We start from the raw sequence: 22,223 nt of genomic DNA on the forward strand, positions 1-22,223 counted from the left end.
TTCGTCAGCCTCAGAAGCCTTCCTCGACCAGCTCCGCCGCGCGCAGCAGCGCGCGGGCCTTGGCCTCGGTCTCCTTCCATTCGAGCTCGGGCACCGAATCGGCCACGATGCCCGCCGCCGCCTGCACGTACAGCACCTGGTCCATGACCACGCCGGTGCGGATCGCGATGGCCAGGTCCATGTCGCCGCCGAAGCTCAGGTAGCCGCAGGCGCCGCCATAGATGCCGCGCTTGACGGGCTCGAGCTCGTCGATGATCTCCATCGCGCGGATCTTGGGCGCGCCCGACAGCGTGCCCGCCGGGAAGCTGGCGCGGAACACGTCCATGTTGCCGATGCCCGGCTTGAGCAGGCCCTCGACGTTGCTGACGATGTGCATCACATGCGAGTAGCGCTCGACCGCGAACGCGTCGGTCACCTTGACGCTGCCGGTGCGCGCGATGCGGCCGATGTCGTTGCGGGCCAGGTCGATCAGCATCAGGTGCTCGGCGCGCTCCTTGGGATCGGCCTGGAGCTCGGCCTCCAGCGCCTGGTCCTGCTCCGGCGTGCCGCCGCGCGGACGCGTGCCGGCCAGCGGACGGATCGTCACCTTGCGGCCGTCCGGCGTCTGCTCCTGGCGCACCAGGATCTCCGGCGAGGCGCCGACGATCTGGAAGTCCCCCATGTCGTAGAAGTACATGTAGGGACTGGGGTTCAGCGAGCGCAGCGCGCGGTACAGGCTCAGCGGGGACTCGGTGTAGCGCTTCTTGAGCCGCTGGCCGAAGACGATCTGCATGCAGTCGCCCGCGGCGATGAAGGCCTTGGCCTTGTCGACCGAGGCCAGGAAATCGGCCTTGGCGAACTCGCGCTCCACCGGATGCGCCTGGCCGCGCGCGATGCGCGGCGCGGCCACCGAGTAGCTCAGTTTGTCCTTGAGCTCGGTGAGGCGCTTCTTCGCGCGGAAGTAGGCCTCGGGCTGCGACGGGTCGGCGTAGACGATCAGGTAGAGCTTGCCCGACAGGTTGTCGATGACGGCGAGCTCCTCGCACTGCAGCAGCATCACGTCGGGCGTGGGCAGGCCGCCCTCGGGCGTGGACTGCGCCAGGCGCGGCTCGATGTAGCGCACCGCGTCGTAGCCGAAGTAGCCGGCCAGGCCGCCGCAGAAACGCGGCATGCCGGGCCGCAGCGCGACCTTGAAGCGCTGCTGGTAGGCCTCGATGAAGGCGAGCGGGTCGCCGTCGTGGGTCTCGATCACCGCGCCGTCGCGGATCACGCGGGTGGTGTGGCCCTCGCTCTTGAGCACGGTGCGGGCCGGCAGGCCGATGAAGGAGTAGCGGCCGAAGCGCTCGCCGCCGACCACCGACTCCAGCAGGAAGCTGTGGCGGCCCGGACCGTTGCCGGCGCACAGCTTCAGGTAGAGCGAGAGCGGGGTCTCGAGGTCCGCGAAGGCCTCGCTGAGCAGCGGGATGCGGTTGTAGCCGTCGGCGGCCAGGCTTTGGAATTCCAGTTCGGTGATCACGTCGTCAAACCTCTTGTCGGTCGCGGCGCGCCGTCAGTGACACAGCGGGTCACGGCGCGCGCGCAAGCGGAAACTCAGGTCGCCTGTTGGACCTGCCCCGTCGGAGAAGGGTGCAGCAAGAGTGTGACGGTGACCCGCGTCCGGGGGGTGAGGGTGGACGGCGGGTGGCAAGCAGCAGGCGGCTTCAGATGAAGTCGTGCCAGGATCGCCAGGGCCAGGCTCCCCGGTCGTTCGACCCCTTGATGTGCTTGCGCGTGATAAACATGGTGGCGGGCAGTGTAGCAGGACGATCCCGGATGTCCGGGCCTCGGATCCGTGGCACATACTCGCGTCCAGAGCCGGCCGCGGAGCCGGCCGATCTTCCTTGGAGGGAAGGAGACACCATGTCCAAGCGCCTTGTTCCGATGACCGCCGGCCTGCTCGCGGCCGCACTCCTGATGCCCATCGCGGCGTCCGCCCAGACCGCGCCGCCGGCGAGCGCGGCCAACGCCGCCGCGCCGGTCGAGGTGGCCGGCGTCAAGTACGACGGCACCGCCGAGGTGGCCGGCCAGAAGCTCGTGCTCAATGGCGCGGGCATCCGCTACAAGGCGATCTTCAAGGTCTACACCGCCGGCCTGTACCTGAACGCGAGGGCCGCCACGGCCGAGGCGGTGCTGGCCAACACCGGCCCCAAGCGCATCCACATCCAGATGCTGCGCGACATCGACGGCGAGGAACTCGGCAAGCTCTTCACCAAGGGCATGGAGCAGAACGCGACGCGCGAGGAGTTCGGCCGCTCGATCAGCGGCGTGCTGCGGATGTCGGAAGTCTTCGTGCAGAAGAAGAAGCTCAAGAACGGCGAGAGCTTCGGCGTCGATTACATCCCCGGCACCGGCACGGTGATCTTCGTCAACGGCCAGCTGATGCCGGGCGACCCGATCAAGGGCGAGGACTTCTTCCACATGCTGCTGAAGATCTGGCTGGGCAAGTCGCCGGCGGACAGCGACCTGAAGGTGGCGCTGCTGGGCGGGGCCAAGCCGGCCAGCAACCGCAACGCGGCCGGCAGCAGCCGCTGACGGGCGCGCCGGCCTCAGCCGCGCAGCAACTCGTCGAGCCGGTCGACGTGGCGCTGCGCGGGCACCTCGCGGATCGGCTGGCCGTGGTTGTAGCCGTAGCTCACCAGCGCGATCGGGCAGCCGGCCGCGTGCGCGGCGCGCGCGTCGTTGCTGGAGTCGCCGATCATCCAGGTGGTCGCCGGCGCTGAGCCCATCGATTCGCAGGTCTTGAGCAGCGGCAGCGGGTCGGGCTTCCTGCGCTCGAAATCGTCACCGCCGAAGACGCGGTCGAAATAGCCGTCCAGGCCCTTGCGCCGCAGCAGCTCGCGCGCGAAGGCGGCCGGCTTGTTGGTCAGGCAAGCCATCGGCAGGCCGAGCGCGCGCAGCGCCTCCAGACCTTCGATCACGCCGGGGAACACGTCGGCGTGCTCGCCGTTGAGCACCTCGTAATGGCGCTGGTAGAGCGCCCAGGCTTCCTCGTAGCGCGCCTGCGGCGCGCCGGCCTCGGCGAGCACGCTGCGGATCAGGTGCTCGCTGCCCTGGCCGATCGTGTGCTCGATGAAATCGCGCGCGACCGGCGGCAGCGCCATGTCGGCCATCACGCGGTTGAGCACCGCGACGAAATCGCCCAACGTGTCGACGAGCGTGCCGTCCAGGTCGATCATGAAGGCGGTGGGCGGGGGAGTGAGCGGAAGGGTCATCTCGGCGGGAAGAAGGGATGCGATGCAGCGCGCGACATCGTATCCGCAGGGACCCACCACTGTCGGTGGGTCCGCTGACTGATGCTCGGCATCGGCGGCGGAAAGTGCATCAAAAGGAGAGCGACGGAGCGCTGGCGGCGCGAAATCCCGGCACGTAGAGTGACTGCCTTCCCCGCGAAATGCGCGATGGAAAGGCCGCCGTCCCGCAAGGGCTGGCGATGTCCTCCACCCCCTCGGCGACGCCCGCTCTCCGTCCATGAAGATCCAGCTTTCTCACACCGATCCCGGCCTTTGCATCGCGTGGTGGAACACCGGCCTGGCGCCGCCACGCGCCAGGAAACCGGCCGAAGATGCCGACATCGACGTGGCGGCCAGCGTGCTCCAGCACCTGATCGAGCACAACGGCGCCGATGTCATCGTGCTCGCGGAGATGTCCGAGGAATGCGTTCATCGCCTACGCGCCAGCTGCGACATCGCACGCACCGAGTTCACGTGGCTGCAGGCCTTCGTCCCGGCCGGGCGAAGCCGCTTCTCGCTTTGCGTGCTGAGCCGTACCCGCCGGCTCCATGTGAGGCTGATCCACCCGATCATCAAGAAGGAGGGCAACGCCTTCATCAAGATCGGCCTGCACTTCAGTGTCCGGCCTCACGGTGAGGACGAGCACCCCTTCACGCTGATTGCCTCCCACTGGCCCAGCCGGCTCCACATGGATCGGCATGACAGCGAACGGACCCACATCGCGGCCCACCTGCGGCGCTGGATCGACGATCACATCCCCTCGATCGAGGAGCTCTCGAATGTCGTGCTGATCGGCGACTTCAACGACGAGCCCTTCGACGAAGGCCTGGAACGCTACCTCTACGCGAGCCGGGACCGGGAGAAGGTCCGGCGCAATCCGCGGCTGCTCTACAACCCGTTCTGGCGCCACCTGAGTTCATTCCAGCCGGAGGCGCCCGCCCGCGCACAGGCGGATCCCGGGACCTACCTCCATCACGGCGGGACCTGCTCGCGATGGAGGACCTTCGATCAGGTCATCGTCTCGTCGGCCGTGCTGTTCGGACGCGCCGGTTGGCGCTTGAACGAAGCAGACACCCGAGTCGCGGTCCTACCCCAACTCGACCTCGAACGCGCACCGGCGCTTAGGGTCTTCGACCACTTCCCCATCGTGGGCCACCTTGAAAGGCATTACGCATGATTGACTTCGCAGAGCGCATCCGCACCGGCATCGAGAACGCCACCACCGCCGACGGCGAGCGCGCCGAGATCGAGCGCATCCTCGAGCAGCTCGACGCCGCCGTCCGCAGCGCCACCTTCGGCAACGCCCGGCTGTTCGTCGGCAAGTTCCGCAATGCCGAGGACGAGGAGGTGATGCGGATCTCCGACCTGAGGCATCGCCTGGTCATCCGGAGCACCGAGAACGAGCACGAGGGGCGGATCATCGCGGGCTGGGAGATCGACAGCCACGGCGGCTACGCCGTCAATCTGGTCTACGAGTTCCAGAGCCTCTACTGCAGCGACGGCGACGAGCTGATGGAGGAACTGGGCAATCTGCTGGAGACCGCGCGGGTCGGCCGCGCGATCCAGCACTTCGCCAATCGCTGAAGCCTGAAAAGACGAAGGCGGACATCCTTTCGGATGCCCGCCTTACCCATTGACGTCCGGCTTGCGCCTCTGCAATCCACCACCAGAAACCTTGGACCGCATGAACGAAAGAATACGGGCCGCCGCTGGCGCGCAGAAGCCGCGTTCGCCGCATCGCGGCTTCGGCGGATCGCTGATGGCCGCGTGAGGCGTTGACTTACACGGCAGGACCGCCCGCGCTGCCGCGCAGCAGCCGGTACAGCGTGTTGCGCCCGATGCCCAGCCGCCGCGCCGCTTCGGAGTGGTTGCCGCCGCAGTCCGCCAGCATCCGATGCGCGTGTGCGCGCGACTGCTCGCGCAGCATCGAGGGTCTTGGTGGCGGCTCGGCCGCCGAGGCCGGCACCGGCTCGCGAAGATCCAGTTCCTCGACGAGATCGTCCGGCAGATGGCCGCGCCGGATCATCGACTCGCCAGGCTCCATCAGCGCGCAGGCGATGCGCAACGCCTGCTCGAGCTGACGGATGTTTCCCGGCCATCGATACGCCGACAGTTCGCGCTCCAGCGCCGGGTCGAGCATGACGACGCGGGAGGGCTCGATGCCGGCCAGCAGCCGCTCCACGAGCAGGCGGAGGTCCTGACGCTCGCGCAGCGGCGGCAGGCTCAGCGTCAGGCCATTGAGCCGGTAGTAGAGGTCCTCGCGGAACTGGCCCTGCGCCGCGAGCTGGCGCAGCGGCCGGTGGCTCGCGCCGATCAACTGGAAGTCCACCTGGACCGGCGGACCGCCGCCCAGCGGCTGCACCTGCCGGTCCTGCAGCACGCGCAGCAGCCGCGCCTGCAGCGGCAGCGGCATGTCACCGATCTCGTCCAGGAACAAGGTGCCGCCATGCGCCTCGCGCAGCCGGCCCGGCGCGCCGTCGCGCGATGCTCCGGTGAAGGCGCCCGACCGGTAGCCGAAGAGCTCGGCCTCGATCAGCGATTCGGGCAAGGCGGCGCAGTTCACCGCCACGTAGGCGCGCTCGCGCCGCGGTCCGCTGTCGTGCACCGCGCGCGCGAACACGTCCTTGCCCACGCCGGATTCGCCTTGCAGCAGCAGCGGGATCGGCTTGTCGATCACGCGCCGCGCGCGCAGCACCGCCTGATGCATCGCCGCATCGCCGAGGTCCAAGGCCTGCAACGCGTCCGGCGTCTGGCCTGGCACCACTTGCGCAACGGCGGAGCACTGCGGCTTCACGTCATGCCGCGCCTGCTTGCCGGCGTCGAGGTCCATCTCGACCACGGCCGGCGAATTCACGGCCTGCTTCTGTCGCCACGCGCCCGGCGCTTCCATCCGCACCCAGAGCGCCGGAGCGCCCTCGCGACGGATCAGCCGCGCGCCTTCCCCGCCCTGCCGCGCCCAATCCATCAGCTCGGCCCAGCGGACCGGGAGCACGGATTCGAGCGGACTGGCGCGCGCCGTCCCGGCGCCCAGCCACGCCTGCGCCGCCGCGTTGCAGCCGAGGATCCAGCCATCGTCGCTGAGGGCGAGCAGCCCCTCGGTCGGCGTGCCCAGGCCTTCCGGCTGCACATGCAGCTGCAGTCGCAGTCCATCCGCGTGCCGGGTCTGGAACAGGCGATGCTCCACCATCCTCGCCGCCGACCGCACCAGTGCCAGCGTGTGCCGCTGGAAGCCGCGCTGCTCGCCCGAGATGTCGAGCACGCCCAGCACCCGCCCTTGCGGGTCGCGGATCGGCGCGGCGGTGCAGCTGAGGAAGCCATTGCGCTCGAGGAAGTGCTCGCCGCCCAGCACCGACACCGGCCGCTGCTCGGCCAGCGCCGTGCCGATCGCGTTGGTGCCGCGCCAGCGTTCGTCCCAGATCGCGCCCGGACGCAGCGCCACGCGCTGCGCGCGGTCGACGAAGCGGCCATCGCCGAGCGCGCCCAGCAGCAGCCCCTGCGCATCGGCCAGGATCACCAGGCCATCGCTGTCGCGCGTCTGCTCGAACAGGTCCTCCATCACCGGGCGCGCATGCGCGACCAGCTCGTGCTGGCGCTCCAGCGCGCGCCGCAGTTGAGCGCCCGACGCATGCGGCGCGCCGGGCGGACGGCCGACCGGACTCAATCCGAAGTCGCGGCTGCGCAGCCAACTGCGGCTCAGGCCCTCGTCGAGCACCTCGACACTCAGTTGGCCGGTGTCCAGCAATTCGCGCCGCGCGGCGCGCAGCAGCCGGGGCGCGGGCATGGCGCCGCTCGGGGTTTTCACCATCCTGTCGTCTCCTTGCGTCCGGTTCGAGCCGCTCGCGCGGGGCGGGTGTTCCATTCCGGAACAGCTGCGGCGCGCCGGGTCATCCCGGATCAGTCTGTGGAGCGATCCTGACCAAAGGCTTGCGGCTTGGGAAGGGGCTTCGCGCCGGCCGGCAGGGTCTTCGGCGCGAAACGGGAGGCCGCGCCGCATTGGCACGCGCCATGCAAGGAAGCGCCCGGCGTCCCTTCGCCTCATCCCTACACGGAGACATCGTCATGATCTATGCCAAGCCCAACGCGGCCGGCGCGCCGCTGCAGTTCAAGCCGCGCTACGACAACTTCATCGGCGGCCAATGGACCGCGCCGCGCGATGGCCAGTACTTCGACGTGATCACGCCCATCACCGGGCAGGTCTACACGCAGGCGGCGCGCTCGAACGCGGCGGACATCGAGCTCGCGCTGGACGCGGCGCACGCGGCCGCCGAGCGCTGGGGCGCCACGCCGGCGGCCGAGCGCGCGAATGTGCTGCTGCGCATCGCCGATCGCATCGAGCAGAACCTGGAGCGGCTGGCCTACGCCGAGACCATCGACAACGGCAAGCCGATGCGCGAGACGCTCAACGCCGACCTGCCGCTGGCGGTGGACCACTTCCGCTACTTCGCCGGCTGCCTGCGCGCGCAGGAAGGCGCGCTCAGCGAGATCGACGCCAGCACCATCGCGTACCACTTCCATGAGCCGCTGGGCGTCGTCGGACAGATCATTCCGTGGAACTTCCCGATCCTGATGGCCGCGTGGAAGCTGGCTCCGGCGCTGGGCGCGGGCAACGCGGTGGTGCTCAAGCCGGCGGAGTCCACGCCGGTGAGCATCCTGGTGCTGACCGAGCTGATCGCCGATCTGCTGCCGCCGGGCGTGCTCAACATCGTCAATGGCTACGGGAAGGAAGCGGGCATGCCGCTGGCGCAGAGCAAGCGCATCGCGAAGGTCGCGTTCACCGGATCGACGGCGACCGGGCGCGTCATCGCGCAGGCCGCGGCGACCAACCTCATCCCGGCCACGCTGGAGCTGGGCGGCAAGAGCCCCAACGTGTTCTTCCCCGACATCGCGGCGCAGGACGACGATCTGTTCGACAAGGCGATCGAAGGGCTGGTGCTGTTCGCGTTCAACCAGGGCGAGGTCTGCACCTGTCCGTCGCGCGCGCTGATCCATGAATCGATCTACGACCGCTTCATCGCCCGCGCGATCGACCGCGTGAAGGCCATCAAGCAGGGCAATCCGCTCGACACCGAGACGATGATGGGCGCGCAGGCCTCGTCGATGCAGCTCGACAAGATCCTGTCCTACCTCGAGATCGGCAAGCAGGAGGGGGCGCAGTGCCTCATCGGCGGTGGACGCGCGCAGCTGGGCGGGGACCTGGCGGGCGGGTACTACATCCAGCCGACGCTGTTCAAGGGGACCAATGACATGCGGATCTTCCGCGAGGAGATCTTCGGGCCGGTGCTGGCGGTGACGACGTTCAAGACCGAGGAGGAGGCGCTGCGCATCGCCAATGACACGCCCTATGGGCTGGGCGCGGGGGTGTGGTCGCGGGATATCAATACCGCCTTCCGGATGGGCAAGGGCATCAAGGCCGGGCGCGTGTGGACCAATTGCTATCACGCGTATCCGGCGCATGCGACCTTTGGCGGATACAAGGAGTCCGGCATCGGGCGCGAGACCCACAAGATGATGCTGGACCACTACCAGCAGACGAAGAACCTGCTGGTGAGCTACTCGCAGAAGAAGTTGGGGTTCTTCTGAGATTGCTGGCCCTGGCCGCCGCCGGTATCCAAAAAAACTCCCTCGCCCCGCCGGGGAGAGGGTGGGGGAGAGGGGGCGGTTCGGTGGGCAGCAGCGCTGCGGCGAGACCCCTCTCCCCTTCCCTCTCCCCCTGGCGGGGGCGAGGGGGAAATACACGAGCGAAAGTTGGGCGCATTGGACATTTGTCCTTGTCGTAGACATTTGTCTAGAATGCGCCGATGTCTTCATCGAAGGACCAGCTGTTCGCGCTGGTCGAATCCAACCCCTTCATCAGCCAGCAGGAACTGGCCGACCAGCTCGGCCTGTCGCGTTCGGCCGTGGCCGGCCATCTCGCGCAGTTGACGAAGGAGGGCCGCATCCTCGGCCGCGCTTACGTGCTCCCGCAGCGCCAACCCATCGTCTGCATAGGCGGCACCAACCTCGATCGCAAGCTGCGCGGCATCGGGCCGCTGCGGATGGGAAGCTCCAATCCCGCGACCCAGCATGAAACGGCCGGTGGCGTCGCCCGCAACATCGCGGAGAACCTCGCGCGGCTTGGCCTGCCGGTGCATCTGCTGACGGCCGTCGGCCGCGATGCCGCGGGGCAGGCCCTGCTGGCGCAGCTGCAGGCGCTGGGCGTCGATTGCGCCGGCTCGCTGCAAGCCGCGGACGCGGCAACGGGCAGCTACACCGCCGTGCTCGATCCGCAAGGCGAGCTGGTGCTGGCGCTCGCGCACATGGAGCTCACCGACCGGCTCGATCCCGCCTTCCTTCGCCAGACCGCGCCGCAGCGGGCGCCGGCGCGCTGGCTCGTCGCCGACCTGAACCTGCCGCGCGAGACGCTCGACGAGCTGCGCGCCGAAGCCCGCCTGCGCGAGCAGCGTCTGCTGCTCGTCGCCGTGTCGGAGCCGAAGATGGCGCGCCTCGGCGCGGACCTGCGCGGCGTCGAGCTGCTGGTGCTGAACCGCGGCGAGCTGCAGGCGCTGGCCGGCCGCGCGCTGCCCGATGAGGCCGCGCTGCGCGGTGCCTGGCACGCGCTGCGCGAGGCCGGCCTGCAACGGCTGGTGATCAGCGATGGCGCGCAGGGCGTGCGCCATTCCGAGGGCGATGAGCTCGCCCTGCTCGCCGTGCCGCCGCTGGATCCCGCGGCCATCCGCGAAGTCACCGGCGCGGGCGACGCGATGACCGCGGGCATCGCCGCGGCGCTGCATCGCGACCCCGACGACCTGCGCGGCGCCTGCGCGCTCGGCCTGCGGCTGGCGGCGCTGACGCTGCAGAGCGACGCGACCGTCAGCCAGGCGCTGAGCCCGGCGCTGCTCGTCTGACCCCGACCCATGAATCCGAGAGAGACCGCATGAACACGCAAGACCGCTTAGACCCGACCCTGATCGACTTCTCGCCCGAGGTGGCCGCCGCGCGCGCCGGAGGCCGTCCGCTGGTGGCGCTGGAGTCCACGATCATTTCCCACGGCATGCCGTATCCGCAGAACGTGCAGACGGCGCGCGAGGTCGAGGCCATCGTGCGCGAGCACGGCGCGGTGCCCGCGACGATCGCGGTGCTGGACGGGAAGATCCGCGTCGGCCTGGGCGATGAGCAGCTGGAGCTGCTGGGCAAGTCGCCCGACGCGATGAAGCTGAGCCGCCGCGACCTGCCCTTCGCGCTGGCGACCGGCCGCATCGGCGCGACGACGGTGGCCGCGACGATGATCTGCGCGCGGCTCGCCGGGATCGAAGTGTTCGTGACGGGCGGCATCGGCGGCGTGCATCGCGGGGCGGAGACCTCGTTCGACATCTCCGCCGATCTGCAGGAGCTGGCGCGCACGCCGGTGGCGGTGGTCTGCGCGGGCGCCAAGAGCATCCTGGACCTGGCCTTGACGCTCGAGTACCTGGAGACGCATGGCGTGCCGGTGCTGTCGGTGGGCCAGGAAAACTTCGCCGCGTTCTACACGCGGGACAGCGGACTGAAGGCGGACTTCCGCATCGACGCGCCGGCCGAGCAGGCCCGATTCCTGCGCACGAAATGGGCACTCGGCCTGAACGGCGGCGCGGTGATCAGCAACCCGGTCCCGGCCGAGCACGAGATGCCGAAGGCGCGGATCGACGGCTTCATCGAACAGGCGCTGGGCGAAGCCGCGGCGCAGGGCATCAGCGGCAAGGCGGTGACGCCTTACCTGCTCGCCCGCATCAAGGACCTGAGCGGCGGCGCGAGCCTGGCGACCAACATCGCGCTGGTGAAGCACAACGCCCAGGTGGGCGCGGCATTGGCCAAGGCGCTGCGCGGCTGATCGAGACCGGAGGACGAAAAGGGGTGAGGGACGTCACCCTCGCGCAGGTCCGAAACCCTCCAATCGCACAGTTTTCCTGACGCTCGCTCAGGATTAACCTGAACGAAACATTCATCGCAGGACCGCGGCCTAAGCTTCCGCGCCCCTCGAAGAAGACCGTCGTTGGAGAACGTGTTCATGCGCCGCCAGTCCCTCGCCCTGTCCTTGCTCATCCTGCTGCTGGCCGCCGGCGGCGGGTGGTGGTGGTGGAAGGCGCGCTCGGCGGTCCCGGGCGGCGACGCATCGGCCGCCGCGCCCGCTTCGCGCGGCGCTTCCGGCCCGGGCGGCATGCAGATGGTCGGCGTCGTCACCGCGCAGCGCCGCGACGTGCCCGTGACCGTCGAGGCGTCCGGCACCGTCACCCCGCTCAATCAGGTCGACATCCGCGCCCAGACCACCTCCACCGTGCGGGACGTGCTCGTCCACGACGGCCAGACCGTCGCCCAGGGCCAGCCGCTGTTCCGCTTCGATGAACGCGCCGATCGCGCCAACCTCGACAAGGCCCGCGCCCAGCTCGCGCGCGACAGGGCCGCCCTCGCCGACCTGCAGCGCCAGTACGAACGCGCCAAGGACCTGCTGGCGCAGAAGTTCGTCGCGCAGAGCGCCGTCGACACCGCGCTGGCCAACTTCGAGGGCGGCCGCAGCCTGGTCGACGCCGACACTGCCGCCGTCCAGTCCGCCTCCGTCGCGCTCAGCTACAACGAGATCCGCGCGCCCTTCGCCGGCCGCGCCGGCGCCGTCAACGTCTGGCCTGGCAGCCTGGTCCAGGCCAGCGCCACCGGCACGCCGCTGGTGAACATCGTCCAGATCGATCCGATCGCCATCAGCTTCAACCTGCCCGAGACCGAGCTCGCGCCCGTCCTCGAGGCGATGCGCCCGCAGCCCGGCAACGCCAAGGCCACGCCGCCCGAGGTCCAGGTCGTCCTGCCCGTCATCGAGGGCGGCCCCTCCCGGAAGGACGACAAGGACAGCCGCGGCGGCAAGCCGGCGGACGCCGCCGCGCGCGGCAGGCTGGTCTTCGTGGACAACCTCGTCGACGCCACCACCGGCACCATCAAGCTCAAGGCCGAATTCGAGAACGGCGCGCAGAAGCTCTGGCCCGGCCAGTACCTGCGCGTGCGCATGACGCTGCGCAGCATCCCCGGCGCGGTCGTGGTGCCGCAGGCCGCGATCATCCTGCGCGGCAGCGACCGCCAGGTCTATGTCGTCGGCGCCGACAAGACCGCCCAGCTCAAGCCCGTCAAGCTGCGCTACACCTTCGGCGAGATGGCCGTGGTCGACGGCGTCGATGCCGGCGCGATGGTCGTGCTCGACGGCAAGCAGAACCTGCGCCCCGGCACCCCCGTGCGCACCCAGCCCGCCGCGGTGGATCCCGCCGCTGCGGCGCGGAGGCTGCCATGAACCTCACCGAACTCTTCATCCGGCGGCCGGTCATGACCGTGCTGCTGAACATCGCGCTGGTCGTCGCGGGCCTGGCGGCCTGGAGCCGCATCCCCGTCGCCGCGCTGCCCAGCTTCAACACCCCGGTCATCAACGTCCAGGCGGTGCTGCCCGGCGCCAGCCCCGAGACCATGGCCTCCTCGGTCGCGCTGCCGCTGGAGAAGCAGTTCTCCACCATCGCCGGCATCACGACGATCTCGTCCACCAACACGCTGGGCAACAGCTCGCTGACGCTGGAGTTCGACCCCTCGCGCGACATCGACGCCGCCGCCGTCGACGTGCAGGCCGCGCTGTTCCGCTCGCTGCGCGCGCTGCCCACCGAGATGACGACGCCGCCGTCATACCGCAAGGTCAACCCGGCCGACGCGCCGGTGCTGCTGGTCTCGCTGACCTCGCCGTCGATCAACCTGTCCGAGCTCAACGACTTCGCCGAGAACCTGATCACGCCCAGCCTGTCGACCATCGACGGCGTGGCGCAGGTCTCGATCTACGGCCAGAAGCGCTTCGCGGTGCGCATCAAGGCGCGCAACGAGCTGCTCCAGCAGCGCAACATCACGCTGGACGAGCTGCAGGCGGCGGTCAAGGGCGCCAACGCCAACACGCCGGTCGGCACGCTGGACGGCACGCGCCAGACGCTGACCATCCAGGCCAACCGGCAGCTGCGCGACGCCAACGCCTTCGGCGGCATCGTCGTGGCCACGCGCAACGGCGCGCCGGTGTTCCTGCGCGAGGTGGCCGACGTCGAGGACAGCTACGAGACCGTCAAGTCCTTCTCCAACTTCAACGGCGAGCGCTCCATCGTGCTGGCCGTGCAGCGCCAGCCCGACGCCAACACGGTGAAGGTCGTGGACGCGGTCAAGGCGATGCTGCCGCGCTTCGCCGCGCAGCTGCCGGCCTCGGTGCGGATGAGCACGCTCAACGACCGCTCGGTCTCGATCCGCGAGTCGCTGCACGACGTCTACTTCACGCTCGCGCTCACCGTGGCGCTGGTCGTGATGGTGATCTTCCTGTTCCTGCGCCGCATGGTCGCGACGCTGATCCCGACGCTGTCGCTGCCGATCTCGCTGATCGGCGCGGTGACGCTGCTGTTCGCGCTGGGCTACAGCCTGGACAACATCTCGCTGCTGGGCATCACGCTGGCCGTGGGCCTGGTGGTCGACGACGCGATCGTGATGCTCGAGAACATCGTGCGCCATGTCGAGGACGGCATGGCCCCGTTCGACGCCGCCATCCGCGGCGCGCGCGAGATGGCGTTCACCATCATGTCGATCTCGATCTCGCTGGTGGCGGTGCTGATCCCGATCTTCTTCATGCCCGGCGTCATCGGCCTGCTGTTCCACGAGTTCGCGGTCGTGGTGTCGCTGGCGATCATGGTCTCGGCCGGGGTGTCGCTGACGCTGGTGCCGATGCTCTGCAGCCGCTTCCTGAGCAGCCATCACGAGGTCGAGGAGAACGCGCTGGGCCGCAGTTTCGAGGCCGGCTTCACCTGGGTGCTGGACCGCTACACGGCCTCGCTGGACTGGGCGCTGCGCCACCGCCGGGTGATCGGCGCGGTGGCGATCGCGAGCTTCGTCGCCAGCGCCTGGCTGTGGGTCGCGATCCCCAAGGGCTTCTTCCCGGAAGAGGACATCGGCCAGATCCAGGCCAGCACCGAAGCGTCCGAGGACATCTCCTTCGCCGCGATGACGGTGCTGCAGGAGCGCGTCGCCGCCATCGTCCAGGAGGATCCGGCGGTGGCCTCGGTGGCGGCGGCCGTGGGCGGCGGCGGTGGCGGCGGCAACGTCAACACCGGCCGGCTGTTCATCAACCTGAAGCCGCGCGCGCAGCGACCCGCGATGGCGCGGGTGCTGGAGGACCTGCGCAAGAAGCTGCGCGCCGTGCCCGGCATCGCCGTGTACCTGCGCCCGGTGCAGAACCTGCAGCTCGGCGGCCGGCAGTCCAAGAGCCGCTACCAGTTCACGCTGCAGTCGGTCAGCGCCGGCGAGCTCAACACCTGGGCGGAGAAGCTGCAGGACAAGCTGCGCAACGACGCGGTGTTCCGCGACGTCACCAGCGACTCCCAGCTGCGCGGCCTGCAGGCCAACCTGGTCATCGACCGCGAGCGCGCCACGCTGCTGGGCGTGCAGATGCAGGACCTGCGCAACGCGCTGTACTCGGCCTTCGGCGAGCGGCAGGTGTCGAGCATCTACGCGGAGAGCAACACCTACCAGGTGATCATGGAGGCGACCGACAGCGACCGCCTGAGCGAGGACGCCTTCGACAAGATCTACCTGCGCGGCAGGAACAGCACGATGGTGCCGCTGACCGCCTTCGCGAGCGTCAGGCGCGAGCTCGGCCCCACCGCGGTCAATCACCAGGGCCAGCTGCAGGCGATCACGCTGAGCTTCAACCTCGCGCCGGACGTGCCGCTGGGCAACGCGACCGCGAAGATCGACCAGTTCACGCAGGAGATCGGCCTGCCGCCGTCCATCATCACGAGCTACGGCGGCGACGCGGCGGTGTTCAAGGACTCGCAGGGCGGCCAGCTGCTGCTGATCGTGCTGGCGGTGGCGGTGATCTACGTGCTGCTGGGCGTGCTCTACGAGAGCTACATCCATCCGCTGACCATCCTGGCGGGGCTGCCCTCGGCGGCGGTGGGCGCGCTGCTGACGTTGCAGATCGCGGGCATGGAGCTGACCATCATCGCGACGATCGGCATCCTGATGCTGGTGGGCATCGTGAAGAAGAACGCGATCATGATGATCGACTTCGCGCTGGACGCGCAGCGCAATGGCGGCATGACGCCGGCCGAGGCGATCCGCGAGGCCTGCATCCTGCGCTTCCGTCCGATCATGATGACGACGATGGCGGCGCTGATGGGCGCGCTGCCGATCGCGCTGGGCCTGGGCGCCGGCGCGGAGCTGCGCCAGCCGCTGGGGCTGGCGGTGGTCGGCGGCCTGATCCTGTCGCAGGCGGTGACGCTCTACATCACGCCGGTGATCTACCTGGCGCTGGACCGCTTCAGCGGCAAGGGGCCGGACATGCGGGAGGTGGCGCAGACGCGCTTGACGGAGCATCCCGCGCCGGGCCACGCGGACTGATCAGCGCGGCGGCTCGAAGCGCTTGCGCTCCCGCGCCGCCGTCTCGCGGCCGATGCAGCCCGGCGCGTGGTCGTTGATCAGGCCCATCGCCTGCATGAACGCGTAGACCGTCGTCGGGCCGACGAACTTCCAGCCGCGCTTCTTGAGCTCCTTGGACAGCCTCACCGAGGTGTCCGAGGTCGGCCGGACATCGCCGCCCTGCTCCGGATCCTCGAAGCGCCAGAAGAACGCGGCCAGCGAGCCGGCTTCCTGCTGCAGCTCCAGCGCGCGGCCGGCGTTGTGGATCGCCGCCTCGATCTTGCCGCGATGGCGCACGATGCCTTCATCGGCCAGGAGCCGCTCGACGTCGGCCTCCTTGAACTTCGCGACCTTCGCGATCTCGAACTGCTTGAACGCCTTGCGGAAGTTCTCCCGCTTGGCCAGGATCGTCCGCCACGACAGCCCGGACTGGAAGCCCTCGAGGCACAGCTTCTCGAACAGCCGCCGGTCCTCGTGCACCGGATAGCCCCATTCGTTGTCGTGATAGTCGCGGTAGGCATCGAAGCCTGGGGCCTCGCACCACTTGCATCGCCATTGGCCATCGGGGCCCTGCGCCAGTCGTTCGCTCATCGTTCCTCCGGGATCTCACGGTCGTGCGCGCGATTCTGACTTCGCCCGGCGCAACACCCTGTCAGCAGGGCGTCCCGCGATGGCCCACTGACGCGCCATGCATCCCCTCCAATCCCGCTACGCCAGCGCCTTCCTCGCGGAACCCGCCGCGCTGGAAACGACCGTCCCCGCCCATGCTGGCACCGATGAAGCGCCGGCGCAAGGCGCGCCAAGCTACTGTCCCGCGCGCCATGGCTGCGTCGCCGAATTTGCCCTCAGCAACGCTTTCAAGGCGTTCCGGCACGGCATCGAGGACGACATCCAGACCCTGATCGACGTCGCGGCGGGCATGGACGACACGGTGCGCGCGCTGAAGGCCTGGCGCACGAAACTGTTCGACCTCGATATGCACGGCCGGCACCTGGGCTACGGCGAGGCGGAAGCAGCGCTCATGTATCGACATGGCACCGATCTCCTGCGGCGCCTGTCGGCGCTGATCCGCGACGAGCGCCTGACCCCGCAGACCCGCCAGCTGGAGCTGCACCAGCTGGGCCAGCAGCTGGATGTCTGCGCGCCCGCCGTGCTGTCGGAGATGGCGGGCTGCATCGGCCGGCTCGATCCCGATCGGTTCGGCCTGCGCGGCAAGGTCCGCGGCACGGTCGAGCAGATCATCGAGCAGGTCGCCGTCGATGCCGTCGAGGCCACTTACGGCGAGGTGTTCGCCGACGCACACCTGGGTCAGGCGCATTACGTCAGCGGCTTGAAGAAAAAGCTTTACGCGGTACTCGGTCTTCCGTGGCCGCTCCAGGAAGACCCCTTTGCCCATCACCAGCACGAGGAAGCGCTGATCCAGGGATGCATCGAGACCTTGCGTCCAGCGCTCGCGCCCGGCGCGGTGGCCCGGATCCTGGCCGACGACTACCTGCAGCGATTCACCGTCGCCATGCGCGAACTGAGGGCGCGCCACGGACCGATCCCGCATCCGACGCTCGACCAGATCAGGGACTGCACCGAACCGCTGGACGCGGAATTCGGCCCTCCGCCGCCTCGGGAGGCCCTGCTGCTCACTGCGGAGGATGGCAGCGAATGCGCCATCGACTCGACGCCGACGGCGCTGCATTTCCTGGACGCCATGCGATCGGCCGGGTTGCTCATCTCGGACCCGCGCGCTGATGTCGAGGCGGCGTCCGCGCGTCCGCCGAGCGGGAATGACGATGAACAGGGGCTCGACGGCAGGCCGGCCGGACAACTGCGGTGGGGGAGCAGAACCGGCGGCGGGCCCGGCGGAGAGACTGCGAGCCAGGTCGCACGCCACGAGCTGGCGGCATCGGAGATCCAGGAGCTGCTGAACCGGCATCTGCGCGGGGACCTCCCGCCGGAGAACCTTCAGATCCAGCTGAGCGATCTGCTGACCATGGTCGTGGGGGTGCGAAAGTCGTCGCTGGTCCGCGAGCGCCTCGGTCCGCGATCCAGCACCAGCCGCGTCATGGCGGTCACGCAACCCTTGCGACTGTGGTGGCGCGTGATCGGCGAAGCCTTGCGCGCAGAGCCTCCAAGGCTCACGCCCCAAGCACTGCTGGACGTGCTGACACGCCCCGGCAGCACACCGGCACCGCCACTCATCGAATGCCTGCGGAGCGCCGATGAGGACATCGTCCATCTCCTCTTCGCGGGCCTGACGGAACTGCAGCGCGATGGGCTGCTCCCGGCCGAAGCGCTGTTTGAAGCGCTGAACCAGCACGCGCTCACCTTGTCCGGCGGGTGGCCCGCCGCGCTGGCCACCTTCAGCCCTCATGGCGTGAACGCGTTGCTGACCCTTGCCGTGAAGGTCGCCGCCGGGAGTGGGATGACGCATGAACGCTGCCGCGAACTGCTGCTCGGCCCCGGCGCTCATCCGACAGTCACACTGGCTTTGCTCGGAGGGCCGCTCAAGGGCGACAGCTTCAACAAGCGGGCGCGCGCCTACTTCGACGTGCTGAGCGAGGCCGCGTCGCGCCAGGTGATCACGAAGGAGGATCTGCGGCGTGTCGTCGATTGCCTCATTCCCCTGGCGTCGACCTGGGCAGCGGGAGACACGGCCAGCCCGGACGACCGGAACTTCAACTTCGGTCTCCAAACGTGGCTCACCCGGATCGTGGGCCTCTGCCTGGACGGCCACTTGTCCGAGAACGAAACGGTGGCGGCGCTGCGGGTTCCATCCGGCTGGCCGGAGACGGGACGGCCGGCATTCGCCAAGCGCGCCATGGATGCCGTGACGCCCCCGCTGCAACTGGGATCGAACCGGCAGCCCGAGCCGGAGCACCGTGTCCAGGTGCGGCGCCGGTTGCGGAGCGCCCTGACCGGAACGGGTGGTCAACCCCCCGTCGCCTGATCCGGGCTCAAGCGCCGGCGGTCTTGTGGAAGACCGCCTCGTCGCGCGGCCAGGTGTGCACGCGCGCCTCGATGAGATCGAGCACCTGCACGAACGCGTTGCCCGCGCCGTAGTACGGATCAGGCACCTCGTCCAGGCCCAGGCCGGTCATGCCCGCCATGAACAGGCCCAGCCTGGCCGGCGACACCGCCGGCCGCATCGCCCGCAGTCCGCGCAGCACGCTGCGATCCATCGCGAGGATCAGGTCGTGCCGGTCGAAGTCCTCCACCGTCACCTTGCGCGAGCGCCACCGGCGGTCCATGCCGTAGCCGCGCTGCTCGAGCACCGTCAGCGCCCGCTTGTCCACCGGATGCGCCTTCGAGGACGCGAACACGCCGGCCGATCGCACCTCGCTCAGGCCGAGCTCGCCGGCGCGCACCCGCAGCACGGCCTCGGCCATCGGCGAGCGGCACAGGTTGGCCGCGCAGACGAGCAGCAGTCGAGTCACCGGTCCATCGCTCCACGCCGCGTTCAGCGCGCCAGCTCCGCGCGCATCGCGTCGATGACGCTCTTGTAGTCCGGCTTGCCGAAGATGGCCGAGCCCGCGACGAAGGTGTCCGCGCCAGCGTCCGCGATCTCGCGGATGTTGTCGACCTTCACGCCGCCGTCGATCTCCAGCCGGATGTCGCGGCCCGAGGCCAGGATCATGGACCGGGCCTGCTGCAGCTTCTTCAGCGCGCCGGGGATGAAGCTCTGCCCGCCGAAGCCCGGGTTGACGCTCATGATCAGTACCAGGTCCACCTTGTCGATCACCCACTCCAGCACGTCCAGCGGCGTGGCGGGGTTGAACACCAGGCCAGCCTGCGCGCCCTCGGCCTTGATCAGCTGCAGCGTGCGGTCCACGTGCTGGCTGGCCTCCGGATGGAAGCTCACCAGGTCCGCCCCGGCGCGGCAGAAGGCCTGCGCCAGCGCGTCCACCGGCTGCACCATCAGGTGCACGTCGATCGGCGCGGGCGTGCCGTCGGGCTTGACCGCGTGCTTCTTCAGCGCCTCGCAGACCATCGGGCCGAAGGTCAGGTTGGGCACGTAATGGTTGTCCATCACGTCGAAATGGATCCAGTCCGCGCCGGCGGCCAGCACCTGGCGGACCTCCGCGCCCAGGTTGGCGAAATCGGCGGACAGGATGCTGGGGGCGATGCGATGGGTGGGCGGGTTCATGGCGGGCCGGCGCGGGGCGCTGGCAGGAAAGACGACGATTGTAGGAAGGCCCGCACCCGCGCCCGCACGCGCCGACCCGGATGGCGAAACAACAGTTGTCGTCCTTCGCACTGACCCGGCATGCCACTCACCCGACTCCTCCGACACTTCATCCCTTCCAGCGCCGGCCCCGCCATGGCGGAGGAGGCCGCTCCCGACAGCGACATCGCGAACGCCTCGAACTCCTGGCGATACCAGCGTGAGCGCCATGGTGGGCCGGCCGCGTTCGTCCGTCATCCGGACTTCGAGCGATTCCGCGAACACATGGCCGCGCTCACCGACGAACTGTCGACCCACGTCACGGATTCACCGCAGGCAGTGGCCGGCTTGCGGCAGTTCCTGTCCAACGTGACCACCGTCGACGCAGGGGGAAAGAACCTGTTCTTCCAGGAGCAAGCCGGACAGATCTACCACCAGGGTGCCGAACTGCTCGACCGCCTGGTGCTGCTGTCCAGGGATCCCCAGGTGGAACGGCTCCGGCTTCATGCCGAGCTGGTGGACCTGTCGAAAGACCTGGACTTGTGCTCGGCGGCGGTGATCCAAGGGCTGCAATCCTGTGTCCAGCGCCTCTCGGCCCCTCCCCGGACGCTGCAGGACCGGTGGCACGACATGCGGGTCCAGCTCGTCGAGCAGTCGGCCGCCGAGACGGTGCGACTCAGCAGGCACGGGACGACGAACCGGCATGTCGTCAATGCGCTGCTGCCCGACCTGTACCGGAAAGCGAAGCTGCCGGTCCGCCCGACCGACGACCCCTACGTCGCGACGGATCTCGAGCAATCCCTCGTCGACGAGGCCGGGCGCCGGCTCGCTGACGACCTCCACCCCGCCTCCGTGTCGATGCAGATCGCGCAGGACTATCTCGCCCGGCTGAGCGCATCGCTGCGCGAGACGAATGACAAGGCGTCGGCAACTCCGAGGTTGACGCTGACGCAGATGGAAGCAGCCATCGAGTTGCTCGCCGCGGACTTTGGCTGCAAACCACCGCCATCGGCAGTGCTCCGCGTGGATTCCGATGACGGCTCGTGCGAGGTCGCCACGGATGCCACGCTGCTCGCCGCCTACTTCCTGGACTGCTGGCGCAGCGAATCGCGCGCCGGCCGAACGGACGCTCGGAGCCAGCCCGTCGCCTTCGGCAACCCGCCCGCGGGAACGAAGTTCATGCGAGCGGGACGCCTCGCCTGGGCCGAGACGCACGGCGAACGCCGCCTGCTGGATTTCGACGATCTGGAGCGCTTGAAGCCGGAAAAGGTGCCGGCCGACATTGCCGCGTCGATCATCCGGGGCGGCGCGCCCGACGCTTTGTGGACAACGCTGCCAGCCAAGTGGATGCGAGACACGGCGGCGTTCGACGCGCTGCTCGATCGCGTGGACGACGTCGCGCTGCGGGCGTGCTTCGAACGGTGGCAGTCTTCGCCAGCGCCCTTGAGCAAGGATCAGCAGGTGCTGCTGCGGGACGCCTTGCTTGCTCGCGGCCGCGGCGCGGCGTTCTTCGAAGGCGCGACGCTGCACTGGCAGCGGCTGACACTCCCCGATCTGGAAGACCTTGACGGCCTGCGGGCGCTGTATCGCCGACGGCAGTCGGGCGAGATCACGGCGCAGGCGCTGCGCGGCCGTCTGCAAACGATCTGGATGGCCGCCCTGTCCGGCGATCTGTGGGATCTCGTGGGCGTCTCGATGCCCGGTTTGCCGCCAGAAGCGCGCATGCAGGCCTCGGCCCAGTTCGTCCAGCAATGGTTGTTCGCGGCCGCTGAGGCGCTGTCGTCCAATCCGCCTCGCACCACGCTCAACGATGTCTGCTCGGCCATGCGCTCCGGGACTCTCGCCTTGGGGCCGTCAGCCCCAGGCGAGGACTGGGAGATAGGCGCCAGGCAGCCCGCCGCGGCGATGCTGGTCCTGGGAGAGGCCGAGGCGAAGCTGGATTCGCCTCGGCGCGAGCAGGTATTCCGGCCCGGGGAGGCACGCCATCTTCTGCACGGTTTCCTGGACCTGCACGAGGGGCGATCTCGCCTGCTTCAATGGGCGTGGCGCTCCAGAAGGGTCCACCCGCAACACTTCTTCGTGTATCTGGAAACAGCCGTGCGGGCCATGGTCCAACGCGGCTGCAAGTGGTCCGAGTTGAGCGCCCTCCTCCAGGTCGAAGGCGTCCCCCACACGCCCGAGATGATCGAGCGCCTGGCCTACGCTCGCGCTTTCATTCTTGTCCGTTCGTACCCGGACGGCCCGGCGGAGCTCGATCAGCTGCCTCTGGGTTTCAGCAGCATCCCGACAGCCAAAAAGACATTCGCCGATACCGGGATCCAACCGGACGACATCGATGCACAGGCTTGACGCCGCGGCCCAGCGGGCGAACGCCGCGCGCGGAGTCCCTAGAATCCCCC

At 69.2% G+C, this 22,223-nt stretch carries 16 protein-coding genes; 10 read left to right on the top strand and 6 right to left on the bottom strand.

Annotated features, from left to right (window positions below; genetic code table 11):
- Nucleotides 1-10 precede the first annotated feature (10 nt).
- Nucleotides 11-1,495: an anthranilate synthase component I gene (gene trpE / locus ACEN96_RS00100; protein WP_495586024.1), complete on the bottom strand. Its 1,485-nt coding sequence runs from the start codon at nucleotides 1,493-1,495 to the stop codon at nucleotides 11-13.
- A gap of 383 nt (nucleotides 1,496-1,878) precedes the next feature.
- Here trpE and ACEN96_RS00105 point away from each other — a divergent pair, with 383 nt between their 5' ends.
- Complete coding sequence (locus tag ACEN96_RS00105; RefSeq protein ID WP_495586025.1) at nucleotides 1,879-2,550, top strand: chalcone isomerase family protein; 672 nt, start codon at nucleotides 1,879-1,881, stop codon at nucleotides 2,548-2,550.
- Nucleotides 2,551-2,564: 14 nt separating this feature from the next.
- On the opposite strand, the gene gph is transcribed toward ACEN96_RS00105, so the two are convergent.
- Nucleotides 2,565-3,230, bottom strand: a complete 666-nt coding sequence (gph, locus tag ACEN96_RS00110) for a phosphoglycolate phosphatase (RefSeq protein WP_495586026.1) — start codon at nucleotides 3,228-3,230, stop codon at nucleotides 2,565-2,567.
- A gap of 256 nt (nucleotides 3,231-3,486) precedes the next feature.
- On the opposite strand from gph, the gene ACEN96_RS00115 reads away from it, so the two are divergent.
- Nucleotides 3,487-4,425, top strand: a complete 939-nt coding sequence (locus ACEN96_RS00115) for an endonuclease/exonuclease/phosphatase family protein (protein WP_495586027.1) — start codon at nucleotides 3,487-3,489, stop codon at nucleotides 4,423-4,425.
- The gene (locus ACEN96_RS00120) at nucleotides 4,422-4,832 is read left to right on the top strand and encodes a hypothetical protein (protein WP_495586028.1); all 411 of its coding nucleotides are present in this window, start codon (nucleotides 4,422-4,424) and stop codon (nucleotides 4,830-4,832) included. Before ACEN96_RS00115 ends, ACEN96_RS00120 begins: the two co-directional genes overlap by 4 nt.
- A gap of 196 nt (nucleotides 4,833-5,028) precedes the next feature.
- On the opposite strand, the gene ACEN96_RS00125 is transcribed toward ACEN96_RS00120, so the two are convergent.
- Nucleotides 5,029-7,053 carry a sigma-54-dependent Fis family transcriptional regulator gene (locus ACEN96_RS00125; protein ID WP_495586029.1) on the bottom strand — a complete coding sequence of 675 codons (2,025 nt, stop codon included), beginning with the start codon at nucleotides 7,051-7,053 and terminating at the stop codon, nucleotides 5,029-5,031.
- 254 nt (nucleotides 7,054-7,307) lie between these two features.
- Between ACEN96_RS00125 and exaC the strand changes: the two genes are divergently transcribed.
- The 5 genes from exaC to ACEN96_RS00150 all read left to right on the top strand — a co-directional run bounded on the left by exaC (nucleotide 7,308) and on the right by ACEN96_RS00150 (nucleotide 15,650).
- Complete coding sequence (exaC, locus tag ACEN96_RS00130; RefSeq protein WP_495586030.1) at nucleotides 7,308-8,828, top strand: acetaldehyde dehydrogenase ExaC; 1,521 nt, start codon at nucleotides 7,308-7,310, stop codon at nucleotides 8,826-8,828.
- Nucleotides 8,829-9,046: 218 nt separating this feature from the next.
- The gene (locus tag ACEN96_RS00135; protein ID WP_495586031.1) at nucleotides 9,047-10,132 is read left to right on the top strand and encodes a carbohydrate kinase; all 1,086 of its coding nucleotides are present in this window, start codon (nucleotides 9,047-9,049) and stop codon (nucleotides 10,130-10,132) included.
- Between the two features lie 29 nt (nucleotides 10,133-10,161).
- Nucleotides 10,162-11,091: a pseudouridine-5'-phosphate glycosidase gene (locus ACEN96_RS00140; RefSeq protein ID WP_495586032.1), complete on the top strand. Its 930-nt coding sequence runs from the start codon at nucleotides 10,162-10,164 to the stop codon at nucleotides 11,089-11,091.
- Between the two features lie 177 nt (nucleotides 11,092-11,268).
- Nucleotides 11,269-12,531 carry an efflux RND transporter periplasmic adaptor subunit gene (locus ACEN96_RS00145; RefSeq protein ID WP_495586033.1) on the top strand — a complete coding sequence of 421 codons (1,263 nt, stop codon included), beginning with the start codon at nucleotides 11,269-11,271 and terminating at the stop codon, nucleotides 12,529-12,531.
- Nucleotides 12,528-15,650: an efflux RND transporter permease subunit gene (locus tag ACEN96_RS00150; protein ID WP_495586034.1), complete on the top strand. Its 3,123-nt coding sequence runs from the start codon at nucleotides 12,528-12,530 to the stop codon at nucleotides 15,648-15,650. Before ACEN96_RS00145 ends, ACEN96_RS00150 begins: the two co-directional genes overlap by 4 nt.
- On the opposite strand, the gene ACEN96_RS00155 is transcribed toward ACEN96_RS00150, so the two are convergent.
- Nucleotides 15,651-16,259: a DNA-3-methyladenine glycosylase I gene (locus tag ACEN96_RS00155; RefSeq protein WP_495586035.1), complete on the bottom strand. Its 609-nt coding sequence runs from the start codon at nucleotides 16,257-16,259 to the stop codon at nucleotides 15,651-15,653.
- Nucleotides 16,260-16,356: 97 nt separating this feature from the next.
- Between ACEN96_RS00155 and ACEN96_RS00160 the strand changes: the two genes are divergently transcribed.
- A complete protein-coding gene (locus ACEN96_RS00160) occupies nucleotides 16,357-18,609 on the top strand; it encodes a hypothetical protein (RefSeq protein WP_495586036.1) in 2,253 nt (750 codons plus the stop codon).
- Nucleotides 18,610-18,616: 7 nt separating this feature from the next.
- Here ACEN96_RS00160 and ACEN96_RS00165 read toward each other — a convergent pair whose 3' ends face one another.
- On the bottom strand, nucleotides 18,617-19,096 hold the full coding sequence (locus ACEN96_RS00165; protein ID WP_495586037.1) for a low molecular weight protein-tyrosine-phosphatase: 480 nt from the start codon (nucleotides 19,094-19,096) through the stop codon (nucleotides 18,617-18,619).
- Between the two features lie 23 nt (nucleotides 19,097-19,119).
- Nucleotides 19,120-19,806, bottom strand: coding sequence for a ribulose-phosphate 3-epimerase (gene rpe / locus ACEN96_RS00170; RefSeq protein ID WP_495586038.1), 687 nt, complete (start codon nucleotides 19,804-19,806; stop codon nucleotides 19,120-19,122).
- A 120-nt stretch (nucleotides 19,807-19,926) separates the two neighbouring features.
- Between rpe and ACEN96_RS00175 the strand changes: the two genes are divergently transcribed.
- Nucleotides 19,927-22,173, top strand: coding sequence for a hypothetical protein (locus ACEN96_RS00175; RefSeq protein ID WP_495586039.1), 2,247 nt, complete (start codon nucleotides 19,927-19,929; stop codon nucleotides 22,171-22,173).
- Nucleotides 22,174-22,223: the final 50 nt, after the last annotated feature.

Source organism: Roseateles sp. Mitsp63, from assembly GCF_059491535.1.

What these genes read in the sequence shown, in the direction of transcription:
- ACEN96_RS00155 (WP_495586035.1), bottom strand. Translation starts at nt 16,259, where the DNA reads ATGAGCGAACGACTGGCGCAGGGCCCCGATGGCCAATGGCGATGCAAG.
- ACEN96_RS00160 (WP_495586036.1), top strand. Translation starts at nt 16,357, where the DNA reads ATGCATCCCCTCCAATCCCGCTACGCCAGCGCCTTCCTCGCGGAACCC.
- gph (WP_495586026.1), bottom strand. Translation starts at nt 3,230, where the DNA reads ATGACCCTTCCGCTCACTCCCCCGCCCACCGCCTTCATGATCGACCTG.
- ACEN96_RS00175 (WP_495586039.1), top strand. Translation starts at nt 19,927, where the DNA reads ATGCCACTCACCCGACTCCTCCGACACTTCATCCCTTCCAGCGCCGGC.
- rpe (WP_495586038.1), bottom strand. Translation starts at nt 19,806, where the DNA reads ATGAACCCGCCCACCCATCGCATCGCCCCCAGCATCCTGTCCGCCGAT.
- ACEN96_RS00120 (WP_495586028.1), top strand. Translation starts at nt 4,422, where the DNA reads ATGATTGACTTCGCAGAGCGCATCCGCACCGGCATCGAGAACGCCACC.
- ACEN96_RS00105 (WP_495586025.1), top strand. Translation starts at nt 1,879, where the DNA reads ATGTCCAAGCGCCTTGTTCCGATGACCGCCGGCCTGCTCGCGGCCGCA.
- ACEN96_RS00115 (WP_495586027.1), top strand. Translation starts at nt 3,487, where the DNA reads ATGAAGATCCAGCTTTCTCACACCGATCCCGGCCTTTGCATCGCGTGG.
- ACEN96_RS00140 (WP_495586032.1), top strand. Translation starts at nt 10,162, where the DNA reads ATGAACACGCAAGACCGCTTAGACCCGACCCTGATCGACTTCTCGCCC.
- ACEN96_RS00125 (WP_495586029.1), bottom strand. Translation starts at nt 7,053, where the DNA reads ATGGTGAAAACCCCGAGCGGCGCCATGCCCGCGCCCCGGCTGCTGCGC.
- ACEN96_RS00135 (WP_495586031.1), top strand. Translation starts at nt 9,047, where the DNA reads ATGTCTTCATCGAAGGACCAGCTGTTCGCGCTGGTCGAATCCAACCCC.
- exaC (WP_495586030.1), top strand. Translation starts at nt 7,308, where the DNA reads ATGATCTATGCCAAGCCCAACGCGGCCGGCGCGCCGCTGCAGTTCAAG.
- ACEN96_RS00145 (WP_495586033.1), top strand. Translation starts at nt 11,269, where the DNA reads ATGCGCCGCCAGTCCCTCGCCCTGTCCTTGCTCATCCTGCTGCTGGCC.
- ACEN96_RS00150 (WP_495586034.1), top strand. Translation starts at nt 12,528, where the DNA reads ATGAACCTCACCGAACTCTTCATCCGGCGGCCGGTCATGACCGTGCTG.